Consider the following 14767-nt stretch of genomic DNA (forward strand, 5'->3'; position numbering starts at 1 on the left):
GGAGGTCTCGTGTCCGGCATGTACCAGCGGGCCCTGGCCCAGCAGGCGCTGGAGGCACGGCGCCACCGCTACCTGCAGCGCCAGCGCGTGCTGCTGCTGCTGTTCGCGCTGAGCGCGCTCGCGATTTTCCTGCTGACGGTGCGCTGACGTGCCGAGGACCTTCGTCTGCCCCCGCTGCCTGGAGCGGTTCACCGAGCCGATGTGGATGAACTCGGCCGGCCAGCGGGTGGCCCCGCCGCCGCCCACGCGGACGCGCTGGTCGCGGTTCACCGAGGCGTTCAAGGCCCCCGAGCCGAACGGGCCGGGACCGTCGCCGGAGTTCCGCGCGGCGATGGGCGACGCCCGCCGGCTCACCGCCGTCTGCCCGCGCGGGCACCGGCTGCCGCCGGACTACCTGGAGCGGCCGACCGTCGTCGTCGGGCTGGTCGGGCTCACCGGCGCGTCGAAGTCGACCTACCTCACCGTGCTGCTCGACCAGCTCTACGCCGGGGCGCTGGCACCGCTGGACATCTCCGTGGAGATGGACGAGGAGAGCGCCGACCGGTTCGAGCTGAACTACCGCCAACCGCTGCTGGTCGACCACCGGCAGCTGCCGCTCACCCCGCTGCTGCTGGAGGAGGGCCAGTCGCCGGAGCCGCTGACGGTGGTGTTCCGGCGGTCGACCCGCGGCGAGGCCGAGCGGTCGCTCAACGTCGTCTTCTTCGACGCCTCCGGCGAGCAGCTCTACCGCAAGGAGGACCTCGGCCGGTTCGGGAAGTTCCTCTACGTCGCCAGCTCGATCGTCGTCGTCCTGTCGCCGGGCATGTTCCCCGGGCTGGCGTCGGCGGCCGACCCCGGCGAGTCCTCGATCGGGCTGGCCCGCCCGACGCAGATGCTGGTCAACCTGGCCGACCTGCTGCGCTCGGCGCGCGGGCTGAAGAAGGACGCCTACCTCTCCGACGTCTCGGCCTCGGTGATCCTCAGCAAGGCCGACAAGCTGCTGGGGCGGCCCGACTTCCCCGCCGACGCGCTGCGCGACCCGGAGCTCTCCCCCGCCGGGCTGCCGCGGTTGTTCGAGGAGGTTCGGGTCAACTCCGGCCGGCTGGTCGACTTCCTCGAGACCAACGGCGGGTCCAACCTGCTGACGGCGCTGCTCGGCCGGCTGCCCGACCCGACGGTGCACGCCGTCTCGGCCACCGGCTCCGAGCCCACCGGCGGGCGGTACCCGACGATCGCGCCGCGCGGGGTCCTCGACCCGCTGCTGGTGCTGCTCGCCCGCCACCGGTTCATCCCGCGGGAGGGGCTGGAGCTGGAGTCCGCGCTGGCCGAATGGCCACGCGCATGACGGCCTGCCCGCAGCTCGTCTACACCTCCGCCAGCCGGACCCTCGAGGGGCCCGGCTTCGGGGTGTTCGCGATGTCGCGGGACTGGCCGGCCGCGCTGGGCACGTCGCGCTCGTCGCTCGGGGCGCTGATCCGCCCGCCCGGGGACGGCGAGGCGTTCGGGCTGCTGTCTGCCTCCGGCGGGCGGCTGGCCTACTCCAAGGCGCCGGCGGTGTCCGACGACTTCGGGCGGGCCGGCAACTACGTCGTCCAGCTGCTGTGGGACGGCGGGTCGTCGCTGGCCCCGCGCGACGTGCTGGCGCTGCACCGCTCCGGCGGCTTCCTCTCCTCGGTCGCCGGGGCGGAGCCGTCGCGCGACGCCCCGCCGGTCGCCGTCCCGCGCGCCCGCCGCCTCGCGCCGGTGCTGGCGCTGCACGAGGTTGAGGCGCTGGTGCCGGCGGTGGGCGCGGTGCTCGCGGCGCTCGCGGCCGGCGTCGGCCAGGTGGGGCTGCCGGCGGCGTCGGTGGTGTTCGACGTGCTGCCGCGCGCGCTGGCCGACAGCGTCTCGCTGCACGTCGGGACGGCCGAGACGATGGGCGACGCCGCCGCCGTCCAGGTGCTGGTCGGGGCGTACCGGCAGCCGCCGGTCGACGCCGCGAACGCCGCCCGCGCGCGGGCGCTGCTGGAGGCCGCCGCGAAGGGCGACCTGTGCCCCGACGACGTGGCGCGGGTCGACGAGCTCGACGCCTGGCTGTTCGCCGACGAGTGGCGCGAGCTCGACCCGGCCACGCTCACCGACGCCCAGCTGGTCGCCGTCCTGGCCTCGCCGGCCGCCGGGGCGTGGCTGCAGTCGCCGCGGGCGGCGTCGGTGGTCACCGTGGCCGCGGCGGAGTCGCCCGCCGTCGAGGCCGCGCTGCGGACGGCGGTGGCGCGCGATCCCGCGGCGCGCGCGGGCGTGCGCGCGGCCGAGACCGGCGCGGTCCTCCGCGCGGTGTTCGAGGGCAGCCCGGGGCGGACGACGGACTTCGCCGGGCTGACCCAGGGCGACCTGTGCGCCGGGTTCGTCCGCGAGCTGGCCCGCGGGCGGCGGGTGCCGCGGATCAGCGCCGAGGCCGGGCTGCTGGTCGAGCAGGCGCTGGGGCTGGGCCACGACGTCCCCCTGGTCGGGCTGACCGACGACGCCGAGGGGCTGGCCGGGCTGGTGGCGCGGCGGCCGGTGGTGCGCGAGGCCCTGCTGCGGGAGTGGTCGCTGACCACCTGGAGCCCCGCGCACGAGGAGCTGCTGGTGCAGCTGCTGCGCTACGACGCCGAGTGGTTCCCCGCCCTGGCGCCGCTGACGCCGGAGAAGCCGACGCGGGCGGCGCTGCGCGCGGCCGCGCGGGAGATGTCGGCGCGGCAGGTGGAGAAGCTGGCGGTCACCGTCGCCTCCAGCGAGGCGGCCGGGCACGGGCTGGCGCTGCGCTGCGTGCTCTTCCCCTCGGGCCTGCCGCCGGAGGAGATCTCGGCGATCGTGGCCCGCAACTTCGCGCTGCTGGCCCGCGACGACGGCTGGCCCCGCGGCATCGCGGCGCGGACCGCAGGCCGGCTCGGCGACGACCCGCCGCCCGCGACGAGGCGCCGCCGCCGCTGAGGTGCCCGGCCTCAGGCCTCGCCCATCCCCAGACCCTCGATGGTGTGCTGCTGGACGATCGGCTCCAGCCGGTCCACCACGCGGCCGAGCAGGTGCCGGCGCACGTCCTCGGGGATCGAGTCGAAGTACTCCTGGGTCATCGCCATGTCGTGGAACGCGTCGTGGCCGGCGCCCGGCGCGTCCACGCCGACCACCAGCACCGGCCGCGCCTTCTGCGACTCGTTCTTCGTCCCGCGGTGCACGGTCAGCGCCGAGCGGGCGGAGATGTCCCCGCGCTGCGGGTACTTGCGGACGGCGAGGGACTCGAAGCGGGGGTACTCGCTCTTCGGCGGGAACATCTGGTGGTGCCAGTCGAGGCCGGCCTCGAACTGGGTGCCGAGGGCGATCTCGAACGGCCCCATGTCCTCGGCGGTGTCGACGGCGGTGAGGTTGAACGCCAGCGAGGTCAGCCGCCGGCCCTCGTAGGTCTCCGGCGGCGACGGGAAGTCGCGGTGCCACGGCTGGTTCATCGCGCCGGCGAAGGGGATGTCGAAGCCCAGCTCGAGCACCTTGTAGTCGGGGCCGAGCGCGGTCTCGCAGACGGTGCGGAACCACGGGTGCGAGACGATGTCGAGGAAGCCGCGCAGCTGCTCGGGGTGGATCTCGACGTAGTAGCGGTTCGGCCCGCGCCCGACGGCGCCGCCCTCGCGGTCGACGGCCTCCTCGAACGCCGCCTCGATGTCCTCCCGCATGCGGTCGGCCCACTCGGTCGAGAACGCGCCCTTGAGGGCGGTGATCCCGTCGGTCATCAGGGCCTGCTCGATCGCCGCGCGGTCGTAGCCGGTCCGAGCTGAGGTGGTGGTCATCGCGAACCCCTTCGTTCGACGCCGCTCCACCATTTCACAACGTTGTAACGGGCGGCTGTCAAACCGAGCAGCGACCGGCGGTGCTCTCGCGGACGGCGAGGGTGAACGGCGCGGTCACCTCGCGCGGCCGCTCCGCCCGCCCCGCGCCCAGCCGCGACGCCAGGAAGTCCACCGCGAGCTCGGCGATCTGCGCCTTGTCCGGGCTGACCGTCGTCAGCGTCGGCGTGCTGTACCGGCTGTCCTCCACGTCGTCCCAGCCGACGACGGCGACGTCCTCCGGCACCCGCAGGCCGAGCTCGTGCAGCGCGCGCAGGGCACCGAGGGCGAGCAGGTCGTTGAAGCAGAACAGCGCGTCCGGCGGCTCGGGCAGGGTCATCAGGCGGCGCACCGCCTCGGCGCCGTCGGCCCGGTGGTAGGCGTCCACCCGGACCACCAGCTCCGGCGGCGCGGTCAGCCCGTTCCCGGCCAGGGCCTCCTGGTAGCCGCGCAGCCGCAGGTGCGCGGTCTGCGACTGCGGCTGCGGCTGGTCGCCGATCGCGGCGATCCGCCGCCGGCCGAGCTCGACGAGGTGCTCGGTGGCCACGCGGGCGGCCGCGACGTTGTCGATCGAGACGTGGTCGGCCGGCCCGTCGTACACGCGCTCGCCCAGCAGGACGAGCGGGACGGTGTCCCGGCGCCGGCCCAGCTCCTCGGCGCCCAGGGCGATCGGGCTGAAGATGAGCCCGTCGATGAGCCGCCCGCGGATGCCGTCGAGCACGAGCTGCTCCCGGTCGACCAGCCCGTCGGTCTGGTCGATGAGCACCGTCCAGCCCTTCTCCTCGGCGCACTTGATCACCGAGCGCGCCAGCTCGGCGAAGTAGGGCGCGTCGATCTCGGGCAGGGCGAGCGCGATGACGTCGGAGCGGCCCTGCCGCAGGTTGCGGGCCGCCAGGTTGGGGCGGTAGTTCAGCTCGTCGATCGCCTGCTGCACCCGGGCGCGGGTCTCGTCGGTCACGTGCACGTAGCCGTTGACGACGTTGGAGACGGTCTTGACCGACACGCCGGCCCGGGCCGCGACGTGCTTGAGGCTCACGCGCGAGTGGTCCCCGTTCATCGGCGGAAGGGTAGCGACCAACCGAACCGCGTGGCTCCTTTCGCGTCAGGTCACCACTCGGTAACGGTGCTGTGGCGGTCGCCACACGGCCCGTGTACAACGATGCAAAACCCCGCCGACCCCGAGACCACCGCCGCTCTCTCCCCCCGGACGGTTCGCACCAGATGACCTCCCCGAAGGCACGATCCACCGACGACGGAGCCTCCCTCGTCCTCGACCCCCGGTTCGTCCTCGCCGACGTGGACCGTCGCCTCTTCGGCTCCTTCGTGGAGCACATGGGCCGCTGCGTCTACACCGGCATCTACGAGCCGGACCACCCCACCGCCGACGAGTCCGGCTTCCGCGGCGACGTCCTCGAGCTGGTCCGCGAGCTCGGTCCCACGGTGGTCCGCTACCCGGGCGGCAACTTCGTCTCCAGCTACCGGTGGGAGGACGGCGTCGGCCCGGTGGAGGACCGGCCCACGCGCCTCGACCTGGCCTGGCGGTCGATCGAGCCGAACAGCGTCGGCCTCAACGAGTTCATGCACTGGGCCCGCACCGCCGGCGTGGAGCCGATGATGGCGGTCAACCTGGGCACCCGCGGCGTGGCCGAGGCCTGCGACCTGCTCGAGTACACCAACCACCCGGGCGGGACGGCGCTGTCGGACCTGCGGCGCTCGCACGGGGTCAAGGACCCGCACGACGTCAAGCTGTGGTGCCTGGGCAACGAGCTCGACGGGCCCTGGCAGATCGGGCAGAAGACCGCGCACGAGTACGGCCGGGTGGCCGCCGAGGCGGGCAAGGCGATGCGGCTGGTCGACCCGTCGATCGAGCTGGTCGCCGTCGGCAGCTCCAACAGCGGGATGCCGACGTTCGCCTCCTGGGAGGCGACGGTGCTCGAGCACACCTACGGCGTCGTCGACTACATCTCGCTGCACGCGTACTACGAGCAGCACGGGGACGACGTCGCGAGCTTCCTGGCGACCGCCACCGACATGGACATGTTCATCGACGCGGTCATCGCCACCGCCGACCACGTCGGGGCACGGCTGCGCTCGCCCAAGAAGCTGCGGCTGGCCTTCGACGAGTGGAACGTCTGGTACCAGGAGCGCTTCGTCGGGCAGACCAACCTCGACTGGCAGTACGCGCGGCCGCTGATCGAGGACAACTACTCGGTGGTCGACGCCGTCGTCGTCGGCAGCTACCTCATCTCGCTGCTCAACCACGCCGACCGGGTGGCCATCGCCTGCCAGGCGCAGCTGGTCAACATCATCGCGCCGATCCTCACCGAGCCCGGCGGCCGCGCGTGGCGGCAGACGATCTTCCACCCGTTCGCGCAGGCGGCGCGGCTGGCCCGCGGGCGGGTGCTGCGCCTGCTCGTGGACACCCCCCTGCACCCGACCGAGCGGTTCGGCGAGGTGCCCACGCTGCACGCGACGGCCACGTTCGATGACGACACCGGCGACCTCTGCCTGTTCGCGGTCAACCGCAGCACCACCGAGACGCTGCCGCTGACCGCCGACGTCCGCGGTTTCGGCGCCCTGCAGGTGGCCGAGCACTCCGTGCTGGCCGACGACGACCTCGCCGCCCGTAACACCGCCGACGCCCCCGACCGGGTCGTCCCCCGGACCGGCGCGGGCGCCCGGCTCGAGGACGGCCGGCTGACCGTCGGCCTGCCGCCGGCCTCCTGGAACGTCCTGCGACTGACCCCGACGACTTCCTGACCAGCACCGACCCATCCCCACCGAGCGGTTCTCGACGACGAGGAGCGAACAGATGAGACGAACGACCCGGACCGCGGTGCTCGCCGCGGGATTCGCCGGCGCCCTGGTGGTGGCCGGCTGCGGCGGCGGCCAGGGGCCCGGCGGGGGCGGGGCGGCAGCGGAAGGCCTCGGCGATTTCACCGAGACCTACGACGGCGAGGAGGTGACGCTGTCGTACTGGAACGGCTTCACCGGCGGTGACGGTCCGTACATGGAGCAGCTCGTCGAGCAGTTCCAGTCCGAGCACGAGAACATCAAGATCGAGACGAACACGGTCCAGTGGGCCGACTTCTACCAGCGGGTGCCGGCCGCGGTGCAGGCCGGGCAGGGCCCGGACGTCGGCGTCATGCACGTCGAACAGCTGTCCACCCATGCGGCCCGCAACATCATCGTGCCGCTCGACGACCTCGCCGAGGGCATCGGTCTGACGGAGGACGACTTCACCGAGGACATCTGGGCGGCCGGCGAGTACGACGGCCAGCGCTACGGCATCCCGCTCGACGTCCACTCGCTGGCCATGTACTACAACACCGAGCACTTCGCGGCCGCCGGCATCACCGAGCCGCCGACCGACGAGGCGTCGTTCATGGACGCGTTGACGAAGCTCCAGGCGGCCGGGTTCCAGCAGCCGTTCTGGGTCCCCACCCTCTGGCCGGCCCACCTCATGTTCCTCTCCCTCACGTGGCAGAACGGCGGCCAGCCGTACGGCGACGACGGCACTGCGGCCGAGTACGACTCCGAGGCCGGCGTGGCCGCGCTCGAATGGCAGCGCTCGATGGTCGACCAGGGCTTCAGCCCGGCGAACGTGGCCATCGACGCCCAGTACACCGCCTTCAAGAACGGCCAGACGTCCATCACCTGGGACGGCATCTGGCAGATCAACGACCTCGAGGAGTCCGGCACCCCGTACGGCATCGCGCCCGTGCCCACCATCGGTGACGAGCAGGCGGTGTGGTCCAGCTCCCACCACTTCTTCGTCAGCCGCCAGGCGGCCGACGACGAGAACAAGGCGCAGGCCGCCCAGGTGTTCATCGCCTGGATGAGCGACCACTCCGAGGAGTGGGCCGGTTCCGGCCAGATCCCGGCGCGGGCGTCGCAGCGGGAGGGCGCGTTCCAGGACCTGCCGCAGGCGGTCATCGCCGAGCAGATCGAGACGCTGCGGTTCCTGCCGCCGGTGCCCGGTCTCGGCGGTGTGCAGACCGAGACCCTCGAGCCCGCGGTGGCGGAGGGAGTCCTCGGTGAGGCGGCGCCCGCCGATGCCCTCGGCTCCGCGGCAGAACGGGCGACCGAGCTGATGGAACGCAACGCCGAGCAGTTCGGGGACTAGCCATGGCCTCCACCGTCACGGCGCCCCGCAGCGACAGCGTGTCCGACGCCCGCCGCGGCGGGGCGCCGCGGCGGCGGGGCATCAACCGCGTCGGAGCCGCACCCTGGCTCTTCCTCGCGCCGTACCTGGTCCTGTTCGTGACGTTCGTGCTGGTGCCGATCGTCTACGGGTTCTGGATCAGCCTGCACCGCTACGACTACACCCTCCCGAACCGGCCGTTCGTGGGCTTCGAGAACTACGGCGACCTGTTCACACCCGGCTCGGTGACCTTCGAGCCGTTCTGGAACGCGATGCGGGCCACCGGCATCTTCACGCTGTTCAGCGTTCCCCTGCTGCTCGGGGTGCCGCTGGTCATCGCGCTGGTGATGAACAAGAAGTTCCCCGGCCGGAACCTCTTCCGGGCGGTCTACTTCGCCCCGTACGTGCTCGGCGTCGCGGTCGTCACCGTGCTGTGGCGCTACCTGCTCAGCAACGTCGGGCCGGTCAACTACTACCTCGGGCTGCTCGGCCTGCCCGACGACATCGCCTGGACGACCTCGACGCCGCCCGCCTGGGTGGCGCTGGTCGGGGTCACGGTGTGGTGGACGCTGGGCTTCAACGCCGTCATCTACCTGGCGGGGCTGCAGGACATCCCCCGGGAGCTCTACGAGGCGGCCGAGATGGACGGCGCCAGCCGATGGCAGCAGTTCCGCCACGTGACCCTGCCGGGCCTGCGTCCGGTGCTGTCGTTCGTCACGATGGTCACGATCATCGCCTCGGCGAACATGTTCGGGCAGTCGTACCTGATCACCCGTGGCGCGCCCGGCACCGAGACCCGGACCGCGATCTACCAGATCGCCGAGACCGGGCTGCGCAACTACCAGATGGGCGCGGCGTCGGCGATGAGCTACGTCCTCACGCTGTTCCTGGTGCTGCTGAGCATCGCCGTGTTCTGGCTGTTCCGCGAGCGGCAGAAGCCGAAGGGCGCGGCGCCGCTGGCGCTGCGGCAGGGAAGGGGCTGACCCATGGCGACCTCCGTGCACACGCCGGGGACCACCGCACCGGCCGCGACGGGCCCGTCCCGGCCGCCGGAGCCGGCCGGCCGCAAGACCCGGCGGGTGCTGCGCTACGTGGTGATGATCGCCCTGGCACTGCTGTTCGTCAGCCCGCTGGTCTTCATGCTGGTGACCTCGTTCAAGACCCGGGGCGAGGCCGCCTCGCTTCCACCGACCTGGATCCCGAACCCGTTCACCACCGATGCCTACGAGGCGGTCCTGGGCGCCAGTGACACACCGGTGCTGCGCTGGTTCGCCAACAGCATGCTCGCCGCCGCTGCGCACGCGCTGCTCGTGGTGGCCACCTCTGCGCTGGCGGCCTACGCCCTGGCGCGGATGGAGTTCCGGGGCAAGAAGATCGTCTTCGGGATGATCGTGGCCACGCTGTTCGTGCCGCCGGTCATCCTGATCATCCCGAACTACCTGATCGTCGCGCAGCTGTACTGGCTGGACACGCTGCTGGCGATCATCGTGCCCACGGCGGCCTCGGCGTTCGGGGTCTTCTTCCTCCGGCAGTTCTTCATCGGCCTGCCGGTCGAACTCGAGGAGGCCGCCCGGCTGGACGGCGCGAACCGGTGGCAGGTCTTCTGGCGGATCGTGCTGCCGCTGTCCCGCCCGGCGCTCGTGACCCTGGCCATGCTGTCGTTCCTGACCAACTACAACGACTTCCTCTGGCCGGTGTACGTCCTCTTCAGCCCGGAGTCGCAGACGCTTCCGCCGGGCCTGGCGACGCTGCAGAGTGCCAACGCCGTGCGCTACGACCTGCTCATGGCCGGCGCGGTGATCGCCAGCGTGCCCGTGCTGGCGCTGTTCGTCGGGGCGCAGCGGTTCATCATCGAGGGCGTCTCGCGGTCCGGGCTGAAGGGGTGACGGTGCAGCGCGAGCACTTCGGCGCGCTGCCCGACGGTCGCGAGGTGGAGCGGTTCGTGCTGCGCGCCGGCGGCGCCGAGGTCGCCGTCCTGACCTACGGCGCGGTGCTGCAGTCGGTGTGCGCGCCGGACGCCGGCGGCACGGTCACCGACGTCGTCCTCGGCTTCGACGACCTCGCCGGCTACCTGGCCGACGGCAGCTACCACGGCGCGGTGGCCGGCCGGTACGCCAACCGGATCGCCGGCGCGCGGTTCACCCTCGACGGCGTCGAGCACGTGCTGCCCGCCAACCACGGGGTGGCGTGCCTGCACGGGGGCCCCGAGGGGTTCCACTCGAAGCTGTGGTCGGCCCGGGAGGTCCCCGGCGGGGTGGCGCTCTCGCTGACCAGCCCGGACGGCGACATGGGGTTCCCCGGCGAGCTCACCGCCACCGTCACCTACGTGCTGGACGACGACCGGCTGACGCTGTCCTACGAGGCCACCACCGACCGGCCGACCGTGGTGAACCTGACCAACCACGCCTACTGGAACCTCGGGGGGCGCGGCGGCACGGTCGAGGACCACGTGCTGGAGCTGGCGGCGTCGCGGTTCGTCGCGGTCGACGACGAGCTGATCCCCACCGGCATCGAGCCGGTCGACGGCACCCCGCTGGACTTCCGCGCGCCGCGGCGGGTCGGCGACCGGCTGCGGGAGGCCCACGAGCAGCTGGTCAAGGCGCAGGGCTACGACCACGCGTGGGTGCTCGACGGGGACGGGCTGCGGCTCGCCGCACGGCTGTCCGACCCGGGCTCCGGGCGGGTGCTGGAGGTGCTGACCGACCAGCCGAGCGTGCAGTTCTACTCGGGCAACTTCCTCGACGGCGGCGCGGTCGGCCGGGGCGGCCGGCTGATCCGGCAGAGCGACGGGCTGTGCCTGGAGACCCAGCACCTGCCGGACTCCCCCAACCGGCCGGAGCTCCCCTCGACGGTGCTGCGCCCCGGCGAGCGGTACGCGACGACCACCGTGTTCCGGTTCGGGACGGCCTCGTGAGGCGGCTGGCCCTGGCGGCCGTCGGCCTCCTGGTGCTGACCGGCTGCGGCGGCGGGTCCGACGACAGCGGCGGCTCCGGTTCGGCGGCGTCGCCGTCCTCGGCCGGACCGGAGGTCGACGGCAACCCGGTGCTCGACGACGACTTCCCCGATCCCGACGTCCTCGACGTGGACGGCACCTACTACGCGTACGCGACCAACACCGCGTCGCTGAACGTGCAGGTGGCCACCTCGACCGACCTCGAGTCGTGGGAGGCGCTGCCCGACGACGCGCTGCCGACGCTGCCGTCCTGGGTGATCCCGGGCAAGACCTGGGCGCCGGAGGTGAGCCGCTTCGGCGACACCTTCGTCATGTACACGACGACGACCAACTTCGACCCGGCGGTCCAGTGCATCGCGGTGGCGACGTCGACCGCGCCGGAGGGGCCGTTCGAGGTGGTCGGCGACAGCATGCTGGTCTGCCCCGCGGAGCAGGGCGGGGCGATCGACGCCTCCACCTTCGTCGACGACGACGGCACCCCGTACCTGCTGTGGAAGAACGACGGCAACTGCTGCGGCCTGGACACCTGGCTCTACCTGGCGCCGCTGAGCGCCGACGGGCTCACCCTGGCCGGCCCGCCGGTCCAGCTGGTCAAGCAGGACCTGGAGTGGGAGGGCGAGCTGGTCGAGGCGCCCACGCTGGTCGCCCGGGACGGCACCTACGTGCTGCTGTACTCGGCCAACAGCTACGGCGACGAGACCTACGCGATCGGCTACGCGACGGCCGACGCGGTCACCGGCCCGTACACCAAGTCGGAGGAGCCGCTGTTCTCCACCGACGCCAGCGACGGCCGCTACATCGGCCCCGGCGGCCAGGACGTCGTCGCCACCGCCGACGGCGACCGGCTGGTCTTCCACTCCTGGTACGGCGGTATCACCTACCGGGGGATGAACGTGCTCGAGCTCGCCTGGGAGGACGGCGTCCCCTCGGTCGTCACGGAACCCGCCGGCTGACCCCCCGGCACTCCTGGTCCCCGGATGCTCGTGCTCTGCCCAGCATGCTGGGCAGAGCACGAGCACCGGCCGAACCCCTATGCGAAGCGCGGGTCGGGTGGCAGCCGCGGGTTGAGCAGGTGGGCGACCAGCGCCGTCCAGCCGGTCTGGTGCGTGGCCCCCAGCCCCTCGCCGGTGTCGCCGTCGAAGTACTCGCTGAAGGTGGGGTGCGCGCGCCACAGCGGGGAGTCGCCGGCCTCGATCCGCTTGCCGTCGGCCGGGCGCTTGCCCTCGACCGGCCGGAAGAGCGCGGTCAGCGAGTGGTCGATCAGGTCGGCGGCGTCGACCAGGGTGCAGCGGTTGCCCGAGCCGGTCGGGATCTCGATGGTGAAGTCGTCGCCGTAGAAGCGGCCCAGCGTGCGCAGCTTGTCGGCGAGCAGCACGTTGACCGGGAACCAGACCGGCCCGCGCCAGTTGGAGTTGCCGCCGAACAGGCCGGTGCGCGACTCCCCCGGCTCGTACTCGATGCCGAACTCGCGGTCGCCCAACCGGGCGACCACCTGGCCGGTGGCCTTGGACAGCGAGCGGATCCCGTAGGGCGAGAGGAACTCCTCCGGGTCGAACATCCGCTCCAGGATCCGCTGCAGCCGCTCGCGGCTGACCAGCGACAGCACCATCTTGCGGCCCTCGGGAGCCGACCGGCTGCGCAGCGGGCCGATCAGGTGCGGCCGGCGGCGCTGCAGCCAGCGCAGCTGGTTGGCCAGGTCGGGGGCGTCGCGGGCGATCCAGCCCGGCACCTCGGTGACGCCGAGGATCGGCAGCAGCCCGACCATCGAGCGGATCCGCAGCGGCTGCGCCCGGCCGTCGGGCGCGACGAGGACGTCGTAGAAGAAGCCGTCCTGCTCGTGCCACAGCGACACCTCGTGCGAGCCGAACGTGTTCATGGCCTGCGCGATGGAGAGGAAGTGCTCGAAGAACTTGGTCGCCGTCCCGTCCCACGCCTGGTCGAACCGGGACAGCTCCAGGGCGATCTTGAACATCTGCTGGCAGTAGAACGCCATCCAGCTGGTCGCGTCCGACTGCTCCAGCCGGTAGCCGGGCGGCAGCGGGGCCGACCGGTCGAACAGCGCGATGTTGTCCATGCCGAGGAAGCCGCCCTCGAAGACGTTCGAGCCGTCGGCGTCCTTGCGGTTGACCCACCAGGAGAAGTTCATCAGCAGCTTGGTGAACACCCGGATGAGGAACTGCTGGTCGCGGTAGCCGTCGATCCGGTAGACGTGCCACGCGGCCCAGGCGTGCACCGGCGGGTTGACGTCGCCGAACGCCCACTCGTAGGCCGGCAGCTGGCCGTTGGGGTGCATGGCCCACTCGCGGCACATCAGCACCAGCTGCTCCTTGGCGAAGTCGGGGTCGACGTGCGCCAGGGGGATGCAGTGGAAGGCGGTGTCCCACGCGGCGAACCAGGGGTACTCCCACTCGTCCGGCATGGAGATGACGTCGGCGAGGGCGAGGTGCCGCCAGCCGGTGTTGCGCCGGCCGCGCTTGCGCCGCGACTCCGGCGCCGGCGACTCGGGGTCGCCGTCCAGCCACTGGGAGACGTCGAGCCGGTAGAGCTGCTTGGTCCACAGCAGGCCGGCGTAGGCGCGGCGGGCCACGTGCCGGTCCTCGTCGGACACGCCCTCGTGGATGACGTGCGCGTAGAAGTCGTCCGCCTCGGCCCTGCGGGTGGCCAGCACCTCGTCGAAGCCGTCGCCGAACACGTCGTCGTCCGGGTCCTGCCGGCGGAGCCGCAGCCGGACCTCCACGGTCTCCCCCGGCGCGACGGCGTCCCACCGGTACCAGAAGGCGGCCTTGGTGCCGGAGTCCGACGGGCTGACCGCCGACCGGTCGCCGTGGACGACGCAGCGGTTGATCCCGTCCTTCGGGTACCGGCTGGCGTTGCGCCCGGCGCCGAACAGCGCCACGGCGTTGGTCTCGTTGTCGCAGCACAGCACCATGGGCGCGCCCTCGGCGGCGAGCACGTACCGGCCGAGGTAGCCGTGCTCCGCCTCGACGGCCTCCAGCCCGCTCGCCGTGAGCGTCGGGGCGAGCAGCTGGGTGAGGGTGCCCTGCCGGTGCTCGCGGCCCCACGACCAGGTGTTGCGGAACCAGACCTGCGGCAGCAGGTGCAGCGGCGCGGGGTCGGGGCCGTGGTTGGTGGCGGAGACGACGATGCAGACGTCGTCCGGCGCGTTCTTGGCGTAGGTGACCCGGACGTCGAAGAACCGGTCCTCGTCGAGCACGCCGGTGTCGGCCAGCTCGTACTCGCGCTCGAGGCGCGAGCGCTTGGCGTTCTCCTCGCGCAGCTGCCGGTAGGGGAACTCCGCCTGCGGGTAGCGGTACAGCCACTGCATCCAGGAGTGCGTGGGCGTGCCGTCGACGGCCCACCAGTACTCCTTGGCGTCCTCGCCGTGGTTGCCCTCGGCGTTGGTCAGGCCGAAGAGCCGCTCCTTCAGGATCGGGTCCCGGCCGTTCCAGAGGGCGACGGAGAAGTTGAGGAAGCCCCAGCGGTCGCAGATGCCGCCGAGGCCGTCCTCGCCCCAGCGGTAGGCGCGGGCGTGCGCGTGGTCGAAGGGGAAGTGGCCCCAGGCGTCGCCGTCCTCGGAGTAGTCCTCGCGGACGGTGCCCCACTGGCGGCCGGCGAGGTACGGCCCCCACTGGCGCCAGGGCGCGGCCATGTCGGCGGACTCGGCCAGCCGGGCGTGCTCGGCGGTGCGGGGCGGGGCCGCGACCGGTCGGTCCCGGTCGCCGGGTACTGCGGTGGACACGACCCCACGGTGCCACGGCTGAGAAGCGCTCCGTGGCCGACGGGGTCACGGGCGGGCCACCAGGGCCGGGTGGGACTCGCGGGTCCGGCCGCCCGCGTCCGCGGGCCTGAACGGGAACG

The 14767-nt window shown here is 72.6% G+C and carries 12 protein-coding genes; 9 read left to right on the forward strand and 3 right to left on the reverse strand.

Annotated elements, in window-relative coordinates:
• Positions 1 to 9 precede the first annotated feature (9 nt).
• The 3 genes from ACI797_RS19960 to ACI797_RS19970 are packed head-to-tail and all read left to right on the forward strand — an operon-like array spanning position 10 to position 2931.
• Complete coding sequence (locus ACI797_RS19960) at positions 10 to 147, forward strand: hypothetical protein (protein ID WP_456860688.1); 138 nt, start codon at positions 10 to 12, stop codon at positions 145 to 147.
• A 1-nt stretch (position 148) separates the two neighbouring features.
• The gene (locus ACI797_RS19965) at positions 149 to 1324 is read left to right on the forward strand and encodes a hypothetical protein (protein ID WP_456860690.1); all 1176 of its coding nucleotides are present in this window, start codon (positions 149 to 151) and stop codon (positions 1322 to 1324) included.
• A complete protein-coding gene (locus ACI797_RS19970; RefSeq protein WP_456860692.1) occupies positions 1309 to 2931 on the forward strand; it encodes a hypothetical protein in 1623 nt (540 codons plus the stop codon). Before ACI797_RS19965 ends, ACI797_RS19970 begins: the two co-directional genes overlap by 16 nt.
• Positions 2932 to 2942: 11 nt before the next feature.
• Here ACI797_RS19970 and ACI797_RS19975 read toward each other — a convergent pair whose 3' ends face one another.
• Both ACI797_RS19975 and ACI797_RS19980 read right to left on the reverse strand, forming a co-directional pair.
• Positions 2943 to 3776, reverse strand: a complete 834-nt coding sequence (locus ACI797_RS19975; RefSeq protein WP_456860694.1) for a phytanoyl-CoA dioxygenase family protein — start codon at positions 3774 to 3776, stop codon at positions 2943 to 2945.
• Between the two features lie 58 nt (positions 3777 to 3834).
• Entirely contained in the window at positions 3835 to 4869 is a 1035-nt protein-coding gene (locus ACI797_RS19980) for a LacI family DNA-binding transcriptional regulator (protein WP_456860696.1), read from the reverse strand.
• Between the two features lie 164 nt (positions 4870 to 5033).
• Between ACI797_RS19980 and arfA the strand changes: the two genes are divergently transcribed.
• Genes arfA through ACI797_RS20010 form a run of 6 tightly spaced genes read left to right on the forward strand, consistent with a single transcriptional unit; the run spans position 5034 to position 11862 of the window.
• The gene (gene arfA, locus ACI797_RS19985) at positions 5034 to 6572 is read left to right on the forward strand and encodes an arabinosylfuranosidase ArfA (RefSeq protein WP_456860698.1); all 1539 of its coding nucleotides are present in this window, start codon (positions 5034 to 5036) and stop codon (positions 6570 to 6572) included.
• Positions 6573 to 6624: 52 nt separating this feature from the next.
• A complete protein-coding gene (locus ACI797_RS19990; RefSeq protein ID WP_456860700.1) occupies positions 6625 to 7938 on the forward strand; it encodes an ABC transporter substrate-binding protein in 1314 nt (437 codons plus the stop codon).
• A 2-nt stretch (positions 7939 to 7940) separates the two neighbouring features.
• Positions 7941 to 8939: a carbohydrate ABC transporter permease gene (locus ACI797_RS19995; RefSeq protein ID WP_456860702.1), complete on the forward strand. Its 999-nt coding sequence runs from the start codon at positions 7941 to 7943 to the stop codon at positions 8937 to 8939.
• Between the two features lie 3 nt (positions 8940 to 8942).
• Complete coding sequence (locus ACI797_RS20000) at positions 8943 to 9842, forward strand: carbohydrate ABC transporter permease (protein ID WP_456860704.1); 900 nt, start codon at positions 8943 to 8945, stop codon at positions 9840 to 9842.
• Complete coding sequence (locus ACI797_RS20005) at positions 9839 to 10870, forward strand: aldose epimerase family protein (RefSeq protein ID WP_456860706.1); 1032 nt, start codon at positions 9839 to 9841, stop codon at positions 10868 to 10870. Before ACI797_RS20000 ends, ACI797_RS20005 begins: the two co-directional genes overlap by 4 nt.
• A complete protein-coding gene (locus ACI797_RS20010) occupies positions 10867 to 11862 on the forward strand; it encodes a glycoside hydrolase family 43 protein (protein ID WP_456860708.1) in 996 nt (331 codons plus the stop codon). Before ACI797_RS20005 ends, ACI797_RS20010 begins: the two co-directional genes overlap by 4 nt.
• Positions 11863 to 11939: 77 nt before the next feature.
• Here ACI797_RS20010 and ACI797_RS20015 read toward each other — a convergent pair whose 3' ends face one another.
• Entirely contained in the window at positions 11940 to 14648 is a 2709-nt protein-coding gene (locus tag ACI797_RS20015; protein ID WP_456860710.1) for an MGH1-like glycoside hydrolase domain-containing protein, read from the reverse strand.
• Between the last annotated feature and the right edge of the window lie 119 nt (positions 14649 to 14767).

Source organism: Geodermatophilus sp. SYSU D00691, assembly GCF_054050275.1.